Below are 19,259 nucleotides of genomic sequence, written 5' to 3'. Positions count from 1 at the left end.
TCATTTACCAATTTTATTACATTATACATTCGACATATGCACTAAACGCTCTTCCAAGCGACTTTATATGTTAAGTTAATTGACATAATGGAATTCGCAAAAAGAAAACAGCGATTGCCCTCCCGCCTCATGCAGGAAAACAATCGCCGTATGTCAGTCGGTACGTTTACCAGCCGATCGCCGCTCCATCGCTGCGTGGATCCGTACCTCCTTGCAAAAAGCCTTCATCCGTCATTCGAATCGCCCCAGCATGCCCCATTGCTTGATCGAAACTGCCGACGACCCGAACGTCATGCCCCGCCTCGCCAAGCCGCTTCACCACGGCCGGGTCGATTCGACTTTCAAGCCGCAGCGCCTGGCTTGCCTCGCCCCAGGTACGCCCCCACACCCACCGCGGCTGTTCGATGGCACTCTGCGGATCCATTCCATAGTCGACCATTCGCGTCAGAATGGCTGTTTGCGTTTGCGGCTGCCCTTCACCGCCCTGCGTTCCGTACAAGATCGAAGGCTTTCCGCCTCGCAGCGCCATTGCCGGCATGAGCGTATGGAATGTCCGCTTCCCGGGCTCCAACCTGTTCGGATGCTTCGGATCGAGCGAGAAGAACGAACCGCGGTTCTGCAGCAGAACCCCCGTATCTCCCGCCACTTCCCCGGATCCGAATTCAAAGTACAGGCTTTGTATGAAAGAAACCGCGTTGCCTTCTTCATCGACGACAGCCGCGTATGCCGTATCACCGCCCATCGCTGCAGAAGCCAGCGCGCCGGCTCTGCGCATATCGATACGAGCAGCAAGCTCCGCTGCATATTCAGGACTAAGCAGCCTTTCGAGCGGAATAGACGCGAATTCAGGATCCGTCAGTACTTCGTTGCGGTCGCGGAAGGCAAGCTTCAGACTCTCGACAAGCAGGTGGTAATACTCATAGGAGCCGTGCTCGATATGCTGAAGCGAATAGCGTTCCAGCTGCTGAAGCGCCAGGATGGCGGCGAAACCTTGTGAATTCGGAGGCGCCTGACAGATTTCGTAGCCGCGGTAGGTCCCTTTGAGAGGTTCTGTCCAATAGCCGGTGTGACTTGCAAAATCTTCAAAGTCCATATATCCTCCTGCGCGCTCGACATGCTCTGTGATTCGCTTGGCAAGCTCGCCTCGATAAAAATCTTCCCGTCCCTTCTCCGCGATCCGCTTCAATGTTCCCGCCAAGTCCCGTTGAACGAAGCGCGAGCCTACCTGCTGCACCTCGTCTCCAGGTGTGTAAATACGCGAAGTCTCGGCACTCTTCTTCAGCATCGCCCAGTTCAGGGTGGTGTTCGCATGCTGGTCTGCCGAGAGAGGAAACCCTTGATCGGCGTAAGCAATTGCGGGCTCGAACAACTCTCCCCAAGGCAATCGGCCATAAGCTTCCGCTACGGCTGCCCAACCGTCAACCATGCCGGGAACCGTGATCGCGCTGCGGATGCCTCGGGTAGGTATCGAACCCAACCCTTCGTAAAGCATGCGATTGACGCCATAACCCGCTTTGCCGCTGGCGTTATAAACCCGAACACGTCTTTCGGAGGCTGAATACGTCATCCAAAACGAATCTCCACCCAAGCCGGTCATGTGAGGATACACGACACCCAAACATGCGCTTATAGCAATAGCCGCGTCGAACGCATTACCACCTCGCTGCAGCGTACGCGCCCCAGCCATGGATGCCAGGTGATGCGGACTCGTAATCATTGTTCTACTTCCGGTTATCGATTTCCCCAAGTGCATCCCGCCCCCTCTCACGATATTGTCAACTAAAATAACATGACATGTAGACTTTTATCAACAACATCGTTAAAATGAGCCATATCTCCAACTTAAACGAACGTTTTTTAGATTTTTTGTGAGTTTTGCTTACGCATTGTCATATTGATATTTAGGAGGCTGAATCGGCTATGTCATCCCCGCAGGATATTCCGAACACGCTGCTTGACGCGACCGACCGCAAAATCATCGCGATGCTCCATGATAACAGCCGCATATCCTATACCGACCTGGCCAAAGAAATCGGCCTCTCGCGCGTCGCCGTGCAGGCTCGTGTTAATGCCCTCATGGAAGACGGCGTCGTGGAACGTTTCACGGTCGTCATCAATCCAGAGAAGATCGGTATCTCCGTCTCCGCCTTTTTCAACGTCGAAGTCGAGCCTAAGTTTCTTGACGAAGTCGCCGATCAGCTAGCGACGGAGCCTCCAATTACAAGTCTGTACCACATGACGGGACCAACCAAACTGCATATGCACGGACTCTTCGCCGACAACCAGGAAATGCAAGACTTTCTCTTAAACAAGCTTTACGTGCTTCCCGGCATTATGAGCGTCGATACCCAGGTGCTGATCAATCGGTACAAAAGCCGTATGGGCATGCGTCTGTAAGAACAGCTCGTAACCGCAACGCAAAAAAAACCGCCAAAGCTGGTCCCCCAGCCTCAGCGGTCTCATACTCTCACACCTATCTACTCCTTCACCGAACCCAACATAATTCCCGAAATAAAGAATCGCTGCAGGAACGGATACACCAGCATGATCGGCAGCATGGATGCGAAGATTTTCGCTGCGCCGAGCGTTTTGTCAGAGACGGATGCCAGTCGCTTCACATCTTCGAGCGACTGCATCAGCGTCGGGTCAATCCGCACGACGAGCTGCTGCATATACGTCTGGAGCGGAATGCCGGTCTCGTGGTTGATGAAGATGAGCCCGAGCATGAACTCGTTCCACACGGTGACGATCAGGAACAGCGTCGTTGTCGCAAGCACCGGCATCGACAAGGGCATGTAGATGCGGAACACCTTGTACCACGGACCCGCTCCGTCCATCGCAGCCGATTCGTCGAGCTCCTTCGGAATGCTGCGGAAGTAGTTCACGATCAGAATAACGTTGAAGACGTTCACGAGCATGGGCAGCACGAGTACCCAGAAGTTGTTCATAAGGTGCATCTGACGGACGACGAGATAGAACGGAATGAGGCCGCCGTTGAACATCATGGAGAAGACAAGCAGCCACATGTACACGTTGCGTAGCTTGAACTCCCGCACCGAACGCGACAGCGGATACGACATCAGCAGCGAGATGAAGAAGCTGATGAGACAAGTAATGGCAACCCGCTTCACCGATACCCAGAATGAGCTGAAGAACACGCTGTCCTCATACAGCTTCTTATAGGACTCGATCGTGAACCCTTTCGGGAAGATCGTGACGAAGCCAGCCATTGCTTTGGCAGGCATACTGAATGAAATCGCCAAGTTATGAATAATCGGGAACAGGGATGAGAACGAGATGAGCGCGAGCACGATGATGAGCACGGCTTCTGCTACCTTTGCCCCTGCTGTAACGTTGCGTACCATATAAGCTTCCTCCTCTCTTTTGCCTAGAAAATACGATAGTTAGCGAACCGGCTGGCCAAGGAGTACGAGAAGATGATAAGCACGAAGCTGACAGCGGACTTCATGAGACCGATCGCCGTCCCTATCTCGTAATGGCCTTCCTCAATCCCGGCCCGGAACACGTACGTATCAATGATGTCTGAGGAGTCGTACACGAGCGTATTGTACAAATTGAATATTTGGTCAAAGCCGGCATTCAGCACGTTCTGCAAGCTGAGAGTGCCAACTAGTACGATCGTTGTCGCGATACCAGGCAGCGTCACATATTTCAGCTTCTGCATCCGCGTAGCGCCGTCAATATCAGCCGCTTCATACAGAGAAGGATTAATGCCCGTCAGTGCTGCCAAATAGATGATCGTGCCGAAGCCGAACTCCTTCCAAATATCCGAGCCGACAATGATTGTCCGGAACCAGAAGTTGTCCCCAAGAAACATAATTTGCTCGGTACCAAACAAGCTGTGCAGGATTTGATTAATAATGCCGTCTACAGCAAACAGATCTCTTAGAATACCTGCAAGAAGAACCCAAGATAAGAAGTGCGGCAAGTACACGATCGTCTGCACGACGCGTTTGAACCATTGGAACCGCAGCTCATGCAGCATGAGCGCAAACACAATCGGAACCAGGAAGCCGAAGGCAATCTTCATCAGCGCGATAATGACAGTATTCTTGAACACGCGCAGGGCAACCGGTGTATCGAAGACGAACGAGTAATTCTCCCAGCCTGTCCAAGGCGAACCCCAAATGCCTTTTGTCGGGATAAAATGCTTGAACGCCAGCACAATGCCGCCCATCGGCCAAATGGTGAAGATCAGAATAAGCAGCATGCCTGGAAGCAGCATTAAGTTAAAATGGATTTGCTCGGACCATTTGCGGCGCATCGCATTCCCTCCGCTTTCAAAATTTCTTGTGTGAATGAAGGAAGGACGCAGGGACACTATAGCCCCGCGTCCTCCCCCAACTTCTTATTTGCTAAGTGCTTCATTAATTTCTTTCAGGATCTCATCGCCGCCCTGTGCTTTCCAGTCGCTGACGAATTGGTCAAACTCTTTATCCGCATCGGATTTGCCCATAATGATCTTATGGTACGCCTTCATCTGCAGCTCGTTCAGAGCCGTCAGCTTCTTCTCCATTGTCGGCGTTTGACCGTCGTATGCGGAGTAGACGATATTGAAGCCAAGCTTGGATGCGGAGCCCATTGCGTCATACCAGCTGCGCGTATTCTGCCATTGCAGCACGTTCTTGCTTGCAGGCTGAGTTTGCAGCTCGTCGATATACTTCTTGATGTTCTGGAATGCATCATTGTTCTTGAACGGAAGCGTTGCCGGATCCTTCTCGCCATTCACGGCAGCTACGATATCATTCGCTTGGTTAAGGATATCGTCCGTCCGCATGATGGTCATGCCGCCCCAAACGGTTGATTTCTCGTTGGCGTCTTTATACTTCTCTTGAGTGGTCTTGATCCACCATTCGGTGCCGTCGTTTTCTTTAATGACGTTAAGCCATTTCATTGGCAACTCTGGGTATTTGAAGCCTTTCTTCACGACCATAACGGAATTGGAGGTGTTCGCAGCGCCCATGTTCAGCTTGCCGTTCGACTTGGCAGGGATCGCATATGGCTTCCAGTCTGCTTCAGGTACGTTCTGCAAAGTCATGAACAGCGGGTACCATACGCCCCACCAAGCTTGACCGACGATACCGGCGCGGCCGCTTGCGAGCAGTTCTTGCAATTGACCTGTATCCTTCAGGGCAAAATCTTTCTCAATCAGACCGTCTTTGTACAAGCCTGCGATTGTTTTGAGCGCGTCCTTGATCTGCGGCTGAGTACCGCCGTACACGACGTTGCCTGAAGCATCTTTATAGAACAAGCGAGGGAACGCGTCATATTGGTCGAAAATAAAGCCTGGACCGAACAAGCCGTCCGTCTCGGTCTGCATTTGCATCGCAACCGGAACTGTTGTGCCTTTGCCTGCCGGGTCTTTCTCTTTGAACGCTTTCGCAATTGCTTCTACGTCTTCAATGGTTTTCGGCTCAGCAAGATTCAGCTTCTTGCGCCAGTCATCGCGAATCCAGACGAAGTTGAAATTCTCCAAGCTGCCTTGGTTCGGAATGCCGTAGAGCTTGCCGTCTACCTTATACAAGTCAAGACCGCGGTTGTCCGCCGAAGCGAAAGCTTCTTTAATAGCAGGGGACGCGTATTGTTCATATACGGTCGACAGATCCTCGATCATATCTGCTTCAACGAGACGTTTCACCGTTGCTTGCACTTCGGTAATGTTCTTGCCTACGATTTGGAACACATCCGGGATGTCGTTGCCGCCGATCGACAAGTCCAGCTTCTTCTTGTAAGCATCGCCGTCTTGCGGAGCCATCCAAACAAACTTCGGCTTCACGTTCAGCTTCTCTTCCATAAGCTTGTTGAAGACGTTGTCTTCGTACGATTCGCCTTCAGGGAATTTCGGGTTGTTCATCGTTGGGCGGATCGTCGTGAACTCCACGAGCTCAGGGTATTTGCCGAACGGGTCTGCCACTGCCGGTTCAGCTGCAACATCGTCCGTCTTGTCCGCATTATCTGCTGCTGCAGCCGAGTTGTTGCCGCTCGCCGCTGTATTGTTGCTCTTGCCCTCATTGCTTGTATTGTTGCCGCCGCTGTTACTGCCGCCATTGTTGCTGCAAGCACTTACAAAAACCATCAGCAAAACAAAAACCAAACCTGCCATGCGTTTCATCATTTTGTCTAAAGCCCCTCTCTCTGACAAAGATTCAGTATGTTTGATTCGATTCCAATCATAACTTGCCATTGGATAAGGGCTGTATGGAAAAAATGCACCTTATGACTGAACATTGTCAGAACATCCAGGTGCATCTTACAAATCTCTTGGCGCGGATGACAGTTTTCACTCCCGCGATAGCGACACGTTACCGGGCAGCTGGCGGCCAACGCTTCAAGTCGCTTTGCCCTGTCGATGCCTCGCGGTATGCCTTCGGCGCTTTGCCCGTCTCCTGGCGAAACAGCTTGCGGAAGTACGACTCGTCCGCGAAGCCGCAGCTCGCCGCAATATCCTGCACGGCAAGCTCGGTGTGCACGAGGAGCCGCTTCGCTTGATCCATTCGAAGCAGCCGCATGTAGTCGTTGTAGGTCGCGCCGGTCGTCCGCTTGAAGCAATCGCTGAAGTACCCTCGGCTGAGGTGCACCTCTGCCGCAGCCTCCTCCTGCGTAATGCCATCGTCCATGCGAAGTAGCGACCATTCGATAGACTGGATAATACGCGTCATAATATCCTTGTCGATGCCGCTATTCTGGTCGAGCTTACCCCGAACCGAACGGCGAACGTGCTGCAGCCAGCCTTTCCAATCCGTCCAAGTCTGCAAGCTACCCGCTTCCTCTAGCAGCCGGAATCGATCGTCCCAGCGCAGCATGCTGCGCCATGCCCATACCGTCTGATGAATCGTCTCGGCAATCCGGTTCGGCTCGGGTCGCTGCTCCGCAATCTCTTCAAGCATTCGCTCCCACAGCTCATCCTGATAGAGCCAATCGAAGGAGCGCCACATGCGCAGCCAGTCCTCACGCGGCGGCTTGGACTCCCAGAGCAGCACCTCTTGCATCGAATCATGAATCGCAGCAGCGGAAGCGGCAGGCTCCGTATGCTCCAATACATAGAAAGAATGGCGGCGGACATACATCTCAAGCAGCGCCTTTAGCCGGCTGCGGTCGCGTGTCTGCACATGATGCAGGCAGAACACCGCCCATCTGCCCTGCAGCTTCTCTGCACTCTCGCCTCCCGGCTCGAACGCCAGCTCCTCCGTGAACCAGACGCCGCCGGGCAGCGCTTCGAGCGGACGATCCTTCAGCGCAGGCTGCGCATACAGCTCCTGCACCTTGCAGTCCGGTGCGAGCGGCATGAGCAGCGACGTCGTTTTGCCGAGCGGGGCCGCCGCTGGCTGCGCGCCGCCGGGCTTCTCTTCCTTCGCCGCGAGCTGCATCGCGATGCGCCCGAACAGTCGGTCGAGCTTGTCGTCATCAAGCTCGGTCTTCACGATATAGTCAATCGCGCCAAGCCGCAGCGCGTCCTGTACATATTGAAAGTCCTGATGGCAGGTCAGTATCGCCGTCTCCGTATGCGGATGCTTCTCCTTCACAATACGCATCAGGTCGAACCCGGACAGCCCCGGCATCGACAGGTCGGTCACGAGCAGATCGACCGGCTCGTTCTCCATCCAGGCGAGCGCTTGCTCCCCGCCTTCAAAGTCCGCCATCACCTCCATGCCGTGCTTATCCCATGGCAGAATATGCAGCAGTCCTTTGCGCACAATATGCTCGTCATCTACCAGAATCGCCCGAATCATAGCTGTTCGCCTCCTCTGCCTTTCAGGATCAGTATTGTAATCGACGTCCCCTTGCCAAGCTCGCTCTCGATTCGCAGGCCGGAGCTCTCGCCGTAGTAAGCTTGAATGAGGCGATGCACGAAACTAAGCCCGATCCCCATGCCGACGCTGCGCCCACCGGAAGATTTATCTTCCAACAGCGATTGCAGCCTCTCCGGCGGCATCCCTTCGCCGTTATCCGTGACACACATGACAATGCCCCCGTCCGGACGCGGCGCAATGCTCACCTTGATCATACCGTCACGGTTGCGGAACCCGTGATAGATTGCATTCTCTACAAGCGGCTGCAGCACGAATCGCGGAATCCTCTCGTCAAGCGTCGCCGGATCAATGTCCATCTGCACATCGAACTGGTGGCTGTACCGAATGCTTTGAAGCGCGAGGTAATCATTGATGTTATCGACTTCCTCCTGCACCCGGACATGCGTCCCCTCTTTGCCAAGGTTATAGTGCAGAATGCGCGTAAAATGCGTGATGAGCCGGACGATCTCGTTCTGCTTGTTCATCTTCGCGATAACCTGAACCGTATTCAGCGTGTTATGGATAAAATGCGGATTGATCTGGTGGCGCAGCTTCTCCACCTCGACATTGCTTCTCGCCTTCTCCCGACGCTCGATCTCCTTGAGCAGATCGAAGACGCGCTCCTTCATCGCATAGAACCGGACGAGTACCTCGTCGAACTCGCGCAGCCGGAGCCACTTCTTCGGACGGCGCGCCAGGTCGTCGCCGACGCTTTCGATCTCCCGCCTGAACACATGAAGCGGCCGGTAGATCGTCCGCCAGCAAATAAAGGCAAGCAGCAGACTGAGCAGCAGCGAGAACAGCCCGACGGTAATAAACTTGCGGAACCACGAGTCCACTTCCTTCTGGAACGCATCGCCCTTCATGACAACGGCGAGCTTCCAGCCTTGTTCGCTTGCTGCGATGAATCGCAAGTCATGCAGCGAGCTCTTCTTGTCGTTTGTCCTAAACACAGCTTCCATTGGAAAATGCTCCGGATCTTCGCTGTAGACAATCCGATTATTCGGATCGAGCAGCAAGTGCTTCACGGGCTCCCCGTATTGCACATTGTTAAACAGCCGCTGAAGCGTATTGAAATTGCTCTCCACGTATACATAGAACGAGGTGTTCGTCTCGTAATCGCTCACTTTGCGCGCGAGCGAGAACACCTGCGTATTTTTCTCGTTGTACTTGTCTGTTGACCTGTGAGGGGCGTAATACTTCACGCCGTTTGCTTCAAGCAGCAGAGGATGCTGCGTTACGTCAATCTTGCTGAGGGTTGGATAGCTTTGCATAAAAGGCTCGTTATTCTTCGTATCAAGCAGGGCGATAATGCCCGCGAAAGGACTTGTATAGTTAATAAGCGACATGCGGTCGAGAACGGTAAGCAAAATATCCTTGCGATCCATCTGATCGTCGGATACCATATACCGCTGCACACGCGTCGTAATCGACTTATCGAGCGCCAGCTGCTGTGCAGCGAAATTCAAGTTTTTGAGAATATTGTCGAGGCCGATAAGCTCCTTCTCCAGATTCTCCTGGATCCCGCTCTTCAGCTTGTTCTCCATAAAAGAATTAAAGGAATAGTAGGATAAGCCGCCGAGCAGCGACACTGGAACGATAGAGCTGAGCAGCAGAATAACGATCATTCTGCCTTTGATGGAATCACGGAGCAGCGACAGCATAGGATGACCTCTTTTCTGAAGAAGATTCGTGAAAACCAGTAGGTAGCCCTATTCGACCTCAATTGACAATTCCCTTCCAGAAGGCAACAAAACGGACGCCTTAGCCGAAGGGATCGGCTTAGGTGTCCGCTCGTCGCAACTAAGATTAAACCTCCGCTGCTTCGTCGTAGCGGATTGGAACGATGCCCCGCTCTTTGACGATGGCCAGCACATCCTCGCGCATGAACAAGAGACGCTCGTTGATTCGGTCAGCAACGACCTGCTCGCTCTTGTAATCGTCATTGCCGAATGCACGCATATCTGCTTCATCGTAGCCCGGGTGGCCGACGATAAGATATTGGCCGGGATCGGTGTGCGTAAGGCGTGCAATCAGCGCCTCCACCGGATCGCTCAGCTTATCCGCGCCGCCTGCTGTCTCGGGCAGCTGCTTGCTGTAACGCCGATAATTGCGGATGCCCTCGCGCTCGCACCAGCGGTCGAACGGCTCGGCAATCTGCGGAATCGCCCATTCGAACACCATATGCGAATCGGCATAGCTGATGGCGAAGCCGAGGCTGCGAAGCCGGTCGAGCTGCGCTTGCAGCTCAGCCATCACTTCCTCTATGGCTGGCGGCTGGCTCAGAAAATGCGCCGGCGTGGGCGTAAACATCCAGCTATCCGGTTCAACAAGCGACGGTACTTTCGCCGCTCCGAGAATCGGTCCCCAGCGGACATCGGTCCATTCCGCGTTCAGCGTCCCATGAATGCCGAAGCATACGTCCCGGCGTCCGGCAAGCAGCTCAGCCGCATGCTCAATCGTCGGGCCAACCGCCATCAGTGATACATTGCGGACGATGCCGCCCTCGATTGCATCCAGAATGGCTCGGTCTGCCGTACGGGCACTGCCCGCATCATCGGCCCGCGTGATGAGCCGAATCCGTTGTTCATTCGTCGTCATCGGTAAGGTTCAGCTCCTTATACTTTAACGTTGTGAACGATTCGCGCCGCTAATCCTTCCGGCACTCGTACATAGTCAAACACGCGCACGCCGTTCTCATCAAGATGCCACTTCACTTCAATAAGGCCAAGCGCGTGCGGAACAGCGCCTTCCGCTGAAGTCACTCCGGCTGCTTGCACGTCAATAACGACTTCGCCAAGGCGGCGGTCGATTGTCGGCAGCTGTACGCCAAGCACATGTCTCGACATAAAGTAAGTCGGACAGGACGACCAAGCATGACATAGGCTTTGTCCGAGATCATAATACTCCGGCGTCTGCTTCAGTCCCTTCTGCAGGAACCAGCCCCAGCCTTGGCGCATCATCGTCTCTGCTGTCTCCGTTAAGCCAAGCGCATAGAGACCTTCAAAAATATAGAACGAGAAGCTTGGGCTTACCTTCACGCCATCTTCCGGTCCATACCCGTTCACGAACAGCGATTTCAGCTCGCGCGCGACGTGGCGGCGAACCGGCTCCAGCTGCTCTATCGTGAGCACGCCTGCACGAGCCGCGAACAAGCTCGCATGCGCCGAGTGCGTTGCCTTCTTCTCGTTGTCGCTGTAACAGCCTAGCTCTTCGTTCCAGAACGTCTCGCGGATGGAACGCTCGACAATGGCAATGCGGCGATTCAGCTCCTGGAGATCAGCCTCGCGTCCGATAGCAGCGGCGAGCTTCGCCGCGCTGCGCAGCGCGATCAAGTACGTGCAGCTGAACAAGCAGTGAATGCCCGTAATGTCCATGTAGCCTTTCACAATCGCAAGGTCGCCGTGGAAGCCGCCGTAATGCGCCTCTATACCGCGCTTTACATCCCATTCCGCGTCAAGCAGCATATCCTCCCGCTCATCCGCCAGCTCATGGAACCAAGCGAGATTGTGCTGCATCGCATCCCAATGCGTCTCAATAAGCGAAGCATCTCCGGTCTGCGCATAGTACACCCAGAACCCTTCGAGCGCATTAAGCGCAAAGTCCGAAATCGTGTAGTCGCCCGTATTCGGGTACACGGCTCTGAACTTGCCGGTCGCATCCGGCGACTGCCCCATGAGCTGCAAGCTGCGGCGCATAAGCGCGTGATCGCCGAAGACGGCAAGGTTGTTGTGATATTGAATGATCGTATCGCGGATATATTGTCCGCGTTCGCGCGTCACGCAGTCCGTATACGCGTCCTCCATGTTGACCGCTTCGGTGCGAACGCCCATCTCCCATATCTGCTCAAGCAGCGGGTCGGAGCAGCGGAATGAGCCTTTCTGCTCCACCGGATAGCTTGCCGAGCGAAGCTCCAGCGCCTTCAGCTTCACGTCCTGCTTCGGTCCGCGAACGGTAAGCTGCACATAGCGGAAGCCTCTTGGCTGCGTCAGCCGCCAATCAAGCACCGACTGCCGCTCATCCGCATACGCGCGGTCGCCAAGACCGTACCAGTGATAGTGGCGCAAATGCTTGCCGTCAGCATTCAGATGCTCGCCGTAGGTTAGATCCACGGCAGCGCCGCCAGCGCCTTCGAGCACGATGCGAGGCTGAACAAGCCGCGTTAGGCCAAGGTCGAGCAGCAACGAGAAGCCTTGCGGGTAGTCTGCCAGCTTGAACTCGCGGTCGCTCAGTTCCTCGACTGTAACCGATTCAAACGCATGGCCGAACGACTCCCAGCCGGTCGACATCGTCGGGCTCTCGCCCTGTTCTTCAGCCGTGACGTCAATCCAGCCGCCAACAGCGTCAAGCTGATCATCAGCCGCATAAGGTAGCACTTTGCCGCTAAGCTCGGATTGGAACAGTTGCTCCGAGACGACTGGCGAGCGGCGGAAGGTCACGTTCGACTCCGGGCTCCGGTCCGCCGAAACGACTAGCCCGCGGTTGTTAGGCAATGCTAAATAGTGGTGGAACATATCTTGAAGCGAATCATTTTTGACAAAATATTCGTTCCAGCCTTCACGCAAGCTGACGCGGTGATTCAGGCGCATGCTCATGTCATCCGCATACTGTCCTTTAGCAATCGGCTCGCCATTTATCCATGTGTTCTGATAGAATAGCCCGATTGTAATCTCCATCCCGCAAGGCGCATAGATCCACGTCTTCACCGTCATGAACCGGCTCGTCTGATCTGGCATATGAATCTCGTTCACATGCGGCATCGGCACGCTGAACGCATGAATCTGCTCGCGCTGCTCGAGCGGCAGCAGATGAAGCACCTTCTCCGCGTGCACCGCCTCGCCGGACATGAACGGAATATTCCGCGCTTCCGGCTCGCCCCATGCCGCTTGATTCGCAAGCGCCACGCCGCGCTGCCAGCTGCTATCGTCGAATTCGCACCCGCTCCAGCCGTTCTCATCCAAGCGCTGATCGTAATGATCCGCTGCTTTCAAGAATAAGCTCGACTTCGCTGCATAACGATAAGCCGGGACTGCTGCCGCTTTCCAATTCGCGACACCAGTTGTCAGTTCGGTCTGCTCGCCGCTCGCAAGCGTCACATCGCCCCAAGCCGTAAAACCCGCTTGCGATAGCATTGTAATAAACGTTTTGTGCCCGACGTAGTTGACCTGAACGGCAATGACGTTGCGGCCAACCGTCAGCAGCTCGCTAAGCTCATGCGTATCATAGACCGGGTAGCGCGGGTCGAAGCGGACTGAGCCCGATTGTACATATTCCCCGTTCACATACAACTGATAGGTCGTATCAGCAAACAGATGCAGCAGCGCTTGCGACGGCATCGTAGGCAGATCGAGCGTCAGTCGGAACCGCGCATACAAGTTGCGCCCTTGCCCGCTCTCGTCATACCAAATAGCCTGTGCAGCGGATGGTTTGGCTTTATTAGAAATGGTATTCATTATCACAATTGAGCACGCACCTTTTAAACGATAATTGGATTGCACCTGCTAGCCCTTTGTGGCTCCAAGCAAGGCGCTGCGATATTTTAACGGAGACAGTCCGGTTTTGCTCTTAAAGAAACGGGAGAAGTCGTCGATATCCTCGTACCCCGTCAACCTAGCGATCTCTGCGATTGGCTTGCTCTCACTCTCGAGCAGATGCTTGGCCTTGCGCAGGCGCAGCGACAGCTGCAGCTTGGTCGGCGTAATGCCGAACAGCTTCTTGAACCGCTCTGCGATATACGTCGGATGCATGTAATAGCGCTTGCCGAGGTCGGCGAGATCAATGCGGCGATCCGGGCTGTCGAGCAGCTCGGACAGCATGGCCACGAAGGGCTCCGAATGATCCGACTTCAGCTGCACCTCCGGGTGATGAATCGCGGCATCGACGAGAATGGCAACGAGCTCTAACGCCTTCGCCTTCTTCATTAAGCTATCCGAGATGGACAATGGTCCTTCGGCGAAGCGCCTGTAATCATGGAAGACCGCCTCGAACGCCTCCGGCTTCGGCAGCTGGAAGCAGACCGGGAAACGAAACGCCCTCAGCGCATCCATGCATTCCGCAATCTCTAACGTAAAATGCCACCACAGAAACTCCGTCGGCTCACTTGAATCCTTGACATGATCATGCACTTCGTACGGCGGTATGAACACGACATCGCCTTGGTGGGCATAGTAGTCTTTGCCTCCAATCCGAAGCCTGCAGGAGCCTGTCTTGATATACGACACAATATAATGGGGAAGCTTACGATTGACATGCCGCAGCGCTGTACGCCTGTGGAGATCATGAGCCAGCATGTGCAGCGACGCCTTCTCAATCAACGGCAACGAGGGGTGGCTGAGGTTCATCTCAATAATTCACTCCTTGGACATTTTCTCACTCTATTATACAAGCGGCATTTCTACACTCGTGAGGGAAAACTGTCTGCTGGTGGTGGATTCCCGTCCACAAAAAAAGCTCCAGCGATTGCTCTCCGGAGCTTTATTACAATTAAAATTTCAAAACCACTTGCAGCGCTGGCTCCGCATTGGTATCCAACATCCGGTACGCCGCATCCGCTTGCTCGAATGCAACCTGATGGGTAACGAGCTCCGTCAGCTTCAGTCTTCCTGACCGGGCAAGCTCCATCACCGTACGTTCCATACGCAGCCGATCCCAGCGGTGGGTAAGCTGAGGATTAATGCCGCTAATTTGCGAGCCAATCAGCGAGATCCGATTGTGATGGAACTCCTCGCCAAGATAGAGATCTCGCGCCCCGCCTTGGTAGAAGCCCGCTGTAACGACGCGTCCATTGTAAGCCAAACAACGGATAGCCTCATGCAGTGCGCCTGCTGCACCGGAAATTTCGATCGCTGCATCTGCGCCTCTGCCGCCGGTCAGCTCCTTGATCCGCTTGGAAACATCTGCTGTTTGGCGCGAATTGATCGTATGAGCAGCACCTAGTTTCCGCGAGAAGCCAAGCCGGTAATCATCAAGATCTATCGCGATAACGTCGGCTCCATTCAGCCGCGCAAGCTGTGCGACTAGCTGGCCGGGCACGCCTTGCCCGAAGACGGCAACCGTCTCGCCAATGTGAATATCTGCGTCTAGAACCGCATTAAGCGCAATTACTCCCATCTGCGAGTAGATGCCTGCAAGCGGATCAAGCCCCTCTTGCAGCAGATGCTCGCGCGCGAAGCTTGCGCTTACGATATGCGAGGACTTATGCCCCCACGTGCCGTAGACGATGTCGCCTTCCTTAATGCCGTTAACGCCGCTGCCCAGCTCCGTTACGACGCCAACTTCTTCGTAGCCCCAGCAGCCGCGCACGGGGTACAGCGATGATGCCTCTTCTGTGCGCGTCTCGAATAGGCGCGTTTCTCCGTTGAATTGCTTTTGTACGAATGGATTTACGCCCCGGTACGCTGTCAACTGCGTGCCCGCGCTTATACCCGAATACAATGTGGACAGCCTTACTTCCTCCGCTTGCAATGCAGGCTCATCAATTTCAACCCAAGCCGCTTCCTTCGGTGCGACAAAATCCAACCTCCGTGCTACCACGATACCGCCGCCCTCTCCTTATATCTTCTTATGCATGTATCTTAGCATCATGAGGATACGGGGCTCTATCTCTGAAGCGAAGTCGTTTTTGTCATTTCCACAGATTATCGGTATTAATCGGGCCGCTTCGCTCGCGGCGCCCGAAGCCTGGAAACCACTCGATCAATGTCATGCTCGTAAGACGGATTACCCTTGACGTAGAACAGTACGACATTGGCAAAATGGTACCGCTTATTCGCAACCACATCTGCTGCAGCCGTATGGTCCTTAAATTCATTCACCCCAGTTGAAGCGGCAGCCGTCGATGGATAGATGTAAATAAATACGGACGGGTCTTGCTGCTCCTTGCCAATTGTATAGAGGCTCGGCTTAACGCCGTTGTATTCTTGCGCGAATACGGAGTTCGGCGCGACATCGTTACTCTTCTGCACCAATCCGATTCCTTGCTGATCGAATATGCTTTGAATTTCCGCTAATGAGAAGTTCCTCTCGTTGTCCCTGCTGCTGCAACCCGGCAGGATTACGCCAATAGCTACTGCAATGAGGATGAAACCGGCTAATCGTCTGTTTCTGCTCATCTAAGTTGTCACTTCCACAGTTCGTGGCCCTCCGTTCCATACGACTTTAACGCCAAGCAGGCTGCCTGCATCGCTGATGGGGAGATATAAGCTGTTATTCAGCACGACCGGAGAAGAGACGAGCGCGACCTGCTTCTTGTCTGTACCTGTTACCGCATACGGAACCCCAGCTTGAATGCTGAAAGTATGGCCGCCAAGTGTGATGACGGCTTGTTTCGCTGCAGCGTCATAGGTGACTTTCGCCCCGAGCTCCTCGGATAGGAACCTGAGCGGTACAAGCATCCGATTATGAATTGTCATCATGCTTGGAGTGATCGGCTTCGTCTTGCCGTTGAGGCTCAGCGTAGCTTCCGCTTTCTTGTACGCGCTCTCCGGAGTGCTCGCGTCTAACGGTCGTGTCAGCTCCGCAGGCAGGGCGAAAGCATACAGCTTGCCTTCCGCTTGCACAAGCAGCTGGCTGTCCGACACTTGGAACTGCCCGTAGCTGCGGGCAGGCGTCTGATAGCGGAACAGCGCTTTGCCCGTGGTGACGTTCAGCGCATAAACTTCGCCGTCTGTCTGTCCGACGAACATGCCGGATTGGATGAAATCGACGCGGCTCGCTGGATTATCCAGGCCTTCGTAATAGATAGCGGTCTGATCGGCAAGCTTGCGCCCATGGATCCCCATGTTATTGTCGTTGCGATAGAACAGCTTGCCGTCATACGGTCCCAGAATCCACGAGCCGTTGTCGCCCATTAGGGATGGCTGAATGGTTGCTTGGTCTGCGTTGAAGTTATATTTGTACAGCTCTTTGTCCTGTGTGGAGATGTAAAGGTTACTCGAGTCCATTACGATTCTGCTCGCGTATTGGCCTAGCGGGTCGGTGCCCTCTTTGATCGGTACGAATGACTTGCTGGCTGTGATCTTGCCAGTAGCCAGGTCAACAACATCGATGTCGACCACGTATTTGCTGCTATCCGTCTTCGGCCAATCGTCAACCATATAGAGCTTCGTGCCCTCGGACTTCAGCAGCTGCGAGTGGCTGCCGCTGAGCTGCCATAGCGTCTTGCCTGTCGATGCATCTACGGCATACCACGTATTGTACGTGATCGCGCCGGATTCGATTGAGGGATTCAGCAGGACATTGCCAACCTTCTTCATGAACTGAGAACCTCTCATAGCGTTATGCCAGTTTTCTTTGCCTGTCGTGAGGTCAACAGAGACGAGCCCTGACCCTGTCGTCAGGTATAGCGTGCTGCCATCGATGGAGAAAGAAGACAGTGTATCGGTCTTCACGAGCTGATAAACACGTTTGCCTTTGCCCGCTGCGTCGACACGGTAGATGCTGTTATCGGTCTGACCGTTCACATAGATGGAGCCGTTCACCGCAACTGCGGAACCGGGCTTCAGCTTGGAACCGTAGGTCCAGAGCAGCTTGCCGGTCTTCGCGTTCCGCGCATGCAGCTTGCCGCTTGCTATGTAGTAGAGATTGCCGTTCGACAGCGCAAGCACAGGCTGCTCGCGGTTCTCCGCCGTCGGCTTGTCCAGATCCGCCGTCCAGAGCGGCTTCGCCTGAGGCACTTTATTCTCCGAGCTAAGCATCGTGTCGATGGCATAGCTTGTTGTATTGTTGTTTGTCTGCGCCGAAGCAACCTGCCCCTGCGCCGCGCAAGTTGTAAGCACGGCAGCCGCCAGCAGGCCGAGCAGTTTATGTTTCATCATAAATTTATGGTTCATTGGTAAGAAACCCCCTCTTTAGAGTGGTCTGGGAATAGTATTTCACCCAAGATCACCCTCTAGACGGGGAGTGAGAGAAAAAGGTTACAGGGGGAGGGAGATTGCATCACAGTCCGTCTCACCAGTTATATCAACGCAAAATCGCAGATTTGCGATCATGTAGTTCACCCTGTATTATGCAAGTCGCGTTATAACAAAATGTGCGGAGACAGGCCTTGTTCCTCCTGCAACAGGAGTAATCGTTAATGCAGCAGGATTGCCGGTTGGATTTCGCAATGTGAGAATTGAATTGGGGACTGTTGTTTGTACAAGAGCCATTCCTACGATTTGAGAAGTGCCTGTAGCACGGCCAACCACCGTATAAGCTAAATCAACACCATTTAGCGTCAAAATCAGTTGCCCCGCTTCGTCAATACTCACCTGAAACAAGACCATATAAGTCCCGATCGCAGACAGGTTAAATGTACTGGGACCGGTGCGGACGATTCCCCCTCCACTAGATGGTCCATCTTGCGGAAAACTGACGTCAGTGCCCGGGGCTATCGTTGCCGCATTATCCGGAGGCATCAATGCAAAAAAATCCGCAAAGTCTAGTACACTTCCGGTTGCGCCTGTAGCTCCCGTGGCTCCTGTTGCTCCGGTGGCTCCCGTGGCTCCCGTTGCTCCGGTGACTCCCGTGGCTCCTGTGTCTCCCGTGGCTCCCGTGGCTCCTGTGTCTCCCGTGGCTCCCGTTGCACCAGTGACTCCAGTGGCTCCGGTTTCACCTGTGGCTCCGGTGACTCCAGTGGCTCCGGTTTCACCTGTGGCTCCTGTGACTCCCGTGGCTCCCGTGGCTCCCGTCATTCCTGTAGCTCCAGTTGCTCCTGTAGCTCCTGTAGCTCCGGTTTCTCCCGTGGCTCCTGTTGCTCCGGTGGCTCCCGTGGCTCCCGTTGCACCAGTGACTCCCGTTGCACCAGTGACTCCAGTGGCTCCGGTTTCACCTGTGGCTCCGGTGACTCCCGTCGTTCCTGTTGCTCCCGTGGCTCCGGTGGCTCCCGTGGCTCCCGTTGCACCAGTGACTCCAGTGGCTCCGGTTTCACCTGTGGCTCCGGTGACTCCCGTCGTTCCTGTTGCTCCCGTGGCTCCGGTGACTCCCGTGGCTCCTGTTCCGCCGGTTGCTCCCGTAGCTCCTGTGACTCCCGTCGTTCCTGTTCCGCCCGTGGCTCCCGTTGCTCCTGTGACTCCCGTCGTTCCTGTTCCGCCCGTTGCTCCCGTAGCTCCCGTGGCTCCGGTGACTCCCGTCGTTCCTGTTCCGCCCGTGGCTCCCGTTGCTCCTGTGACTCCCGTCGTTCCTGTTCCGCCCGTGGCTCCCGTTGCTCCGTTGACTCCCGTCGTTCCTGTTCCGCCCGTGGCTCCCGTGGCTCCTGTAACTCCAGTGACTCCCGTGGCTCCAATAGCTCCGGTTTCACCAGTGGCTCCTGTGACTCCCGTTACACCAGTTACGCCTTGAGGGCCTTGAGCCCCCGTTGGACACGGGTGACAGATACCTTCCGGACCCTCCGGACCTTGCGGCCCTCTCGGACCTTGCGGGCCAGGTGGCCCCGGGGGCCCCGGGTGGCCTCGAAATCTTCCCATAGGT

The 19,259-nt window shown here is 54.8% G+C and carries 14 protein-coding genes; 1 reads left to right on the top strand and 13 read right to left on the bottom strand.

The window, feature by feature from the left end; all coding sequences use genetic code 11:
* Positions 1–166: 166 nt before the first annotated feature.
* Complete coding sequence (gene ggt / locus AC0YNX_RS21370) at positions 167–1,753, bottom strand: gamma-glutamyltransferase (protein WP_475817737.1); 1,587 nt, start codon at positions 1,751–1,753, stop codon at positions 167–169.
* Positions 1,754–1,920: 167 nt separating this feature from the next.
* Here ggt and AC0YNX_RS21365 point away from each other — a divergent pair, with 167 nt between their 5' ends.
* Positions 1,921–2,397, top strand: a complete 477-nt coding sequence (locus AC0YNX_RS21365) for an Lrp/AsnC family transcriptional regulator (RefSeq protein WP_475817736.1) — start codon at positions 1,921–1,923, stop codon at positions 2,395–2,397.
* A gap of 80 nt (positions 2,398–2,477) precedes the next feature.
* Here AC0YNX_RS21365 and AC0YNX_RS21360 read toward each other — a convergent pair whose 3' ends face one another.
* The 12 genes from AC0YNX_RS21360 to AC0YNX_RS21305 all read right to left on the bottom strand — a co-directional run bounded on the left by AC0YNX_RS21360 (position 2,478) and on the right by AC0YNX_RS21305 (position 19,255).
* Positions 2,478–3,365 (bottom strand): carbohydrate ABC transporter permease, encoded by an 888-nt coding sequence (locus AC0YNX_RS21360; RefSeq protein WP_475817735.1) that lies wholly within the window; start codon positions 3,363–3,365, stop codon positions 2,478–2,480.
* A gap of 23 nt (positions 3,366–3,388) precedes the next feature.
* Entirely contained in the window at positions 3,389–4,285 is an 897-nt protein-coding gene (locus AC0YNX_RS21355) for an ABC transporter permease (protein ID WP_475817734.1), read from the bottom strand.
* Positions 4,286–4,369: 84 nt separating this feature from the next.
* Entirely contained in the window at positions 4,370–6,136 is a 1,767-nt protein-coding gene (locus AC0YNX_RS21350; protein WP_475817733.1) for a type 2 periplasmic-binding domain-containing protein, read from the bottom strand.
* 187 nt (positions 6,137–6,323) lie between these two features.
* On the bottom strand, positions 6,324–7,751 hold the full coding sequence (locus AC0YNX_RS21345; RefSeq protein ID WP_475817732.1) for a helix-turn-helix domain-containing protein: 1,428 nt from the start codon (positions 7,749–7,751) through the stop codon (positions 6,324–6,326).
* On the bottom strand, positions 7,748–9,475 hold the full coding sequence (locus AC0YNX_RS21340; RefSeq protein ID WP_475817731.1) for a cache domain-containing sensor histidine kinase: 1,728 nt from the start codon (positions 9,473–9,475) through the stop codon (positions 7,748–7,750). The genes AC0YNX_RS21345 and AC0YNX_RS21340 overlap by 4 nt, the downstream gene beginning before the upstream one ends.
* A gap of 145 nt (positions 9,476–9,620) precedes the next feature.
* Positions 9,621–10,412 (bottom strand): ChbG/HpnK family deacetylase, encoded by a 792-nt coding sequence (locus AC0YNX_RS21335; RefSeq protein WP_475817730.1) that lies wholly within the window; start codon positions 10,410–10,412, stop codon positions 9,621–9,623.
* A 17-nt stretch (positions 10,413–10,429) separates the two neighbouring features.
* Positions 10,430–13,264, bottom strand: coding sequence for an alpha-L-rhamnosidase-related protein (locus tag AC0YNX_RS21330; protein ID WP_475817729.1), 2,835 nt, complete (start codon positions 13,262–13,264; stop codon positions 10,430–10,432).
* A 48-nt stretch (positions 13,265–13,312) separates the two neighbouring features.
* Entirely contained in the window at positions 13,313–14,152 is an 840-nt protein-coding gene (locus AC0YNX_RS21325; RefSeq protein ID WP_475817728.1) for a helix-turn-helix transcriptional regulator, read from the bottom strand.
* Between the two features lie 142 nt (positions 14,153–14,294).
* Positions 14,295–15,344 (bottom strand): zinc-dependent alcohol dehydrogenase, encoded by a 1,050-nt coding sequence (locus AC0YNX_RS21320; RefSeq protein ID WP_475817727.1) that lies wholly within the window; start codon positions 15,342–15,344, stop codon positions 14,295–14,297.
* Between the two features lie 113 nt (positions 15,345–15,457).
* On the bottom strand, positions 15,458–15,922 hold the full coding sequence (locus AC0YNX_RS21315; protein WP_475817726.1) for a hypothetical protein: 465 nt from the start codon (positions 15,920–15,922) through the stop codon (positions 15,458–15,460).
* Positions 15,923–17,641, bottom strand: coding sequence for an outer membrane protein assembly factor BamB family protein (locus tag AC0YNX_RS21310; RefSeq protein WP_475817725.1), 1,719 nt, complete (start codon positions 17,639–17,641; stop codon positions 15,923–15,925).
* A gap of 174 nt (positions 17,642–17,815) precedes the next feature.
* Positions 17,816–19,255: a collagen-like protein gene (locus AC0YNX_RS21305; protein WP_475817724.1), complete on the bottom strand. Its 1,440-nt coding sequence runs from the start codon at positions 19,253–19,255 to the stop codon at positions 17,816–17,818.
* Between the last annotated feature and the right edge of the window lie 4 nt (positions 19,256–19,259).

This window comes from Paenibacillus sp. J31R98, assembly GCF_056269245.1.
The sequence above is the reverse complement of the archived record's forward strand: the minus strand, read 5'-3'. Positions and strand labels throughout refer to the sequence as shown.

Excerpts from the sequence above, each read along its gene's own strand:
- ggt (WP_475817737.1), bottom strand. The coding sequence starts at position 1,753 with ATGCACTTGGGGAAATCGATAACCGGAAGTAGAACAATGATTACGAGT.
- AC0YNX_RS21365 (WP_475817736.1), top strand. The coding sequence starts at position 1,921 with ATGTCATCCCCGCAGGATATTCCGAACACGCTGCTTGACGCGACCGAC.
- AC0YNX_RS21360 (WP_475817735.1), bottom strand. The coding sequence starts at position 3,365 with ATGGTACGCAACGTTACAGCAGGGGCAAAGGTAGCAGAAGCCGTGCTC.
- AC0YNX_RS21355 (WP_475817734.1), bottom strand. The coding sequence starts at position 4,285 with ATGCGCCGCAAATGGTCCGAGCAAATCCATTTTAACTTAATGCTGCTT.
- AC0YNX_RS21350 (WP_475817733.1), bottom strand. The coding sequence starts at position 6,136 with ATGATGAAACGCATGGCAGGTTTGGTTTTTGTTTTGCTGATGGTTTTT.
- AC0YNX_RS21345 (WP_475817732.1), bottom strand. The coding sequence starts at position 7,751 with ATGATTCGGGCGATTCTGGTAGATGACGAGCATATTGTGCGCAAAGGA.
- AC0YNX_RS21340 (WP_475817731.1), bottom strand. The coding sequence starts at position 9,475 with ATGCTGTCGCTGCTCCGTGATTCCATCAAAGGCAGAATGATCGTTATT.
- AC0YNX_RS21335 (WP_475817730.1), bottom strand. The coding sequence starts at position 10,412 with ATGACGACGAATGAACAACGGATTCGGCTCATCACGCGGGCCGATGAT.
- AC0YNX_RS21330 (WP_475817729.1), bottom strand. The coding sequence starts at position 13,264 with ATGAATACCATTTCTAATAAAGCCAAACCATCCGCTGCACAGGCTATT.
- AC0YNX_RS21325 (WP_475817728.1), bottom strand. The coding sequence starts at position 14,152 with ATGAACCTCAGCCACCCCTCGTTGCCGTTGATTGAGAAGGCGTCGCTG.
- AC0YNX_RS21315 (WP_475817726.1), bottom strand. The coding sequence starts at position 15,922 with ATGAGCAGAAACAGACGATTAGCCGGTTTCATCCTCATTGCAGTAGCT.
- AC0YNX_RS21310 (WP_475817725.1), bottom strand. The coding sequence starts at position 17,641 with ATGAACCATAAATTTATGATGAAACATAAACTGCTCGGCCTGCTGGCG.
- AC0YNX_RS21305 (WP_475817724.1), bottom strand. The coding sequence starts at position 19,255 with ATGGGAAGATTTCGAGGCCACCCGGGGCCCCCGGGGCCACCTGGCCCG.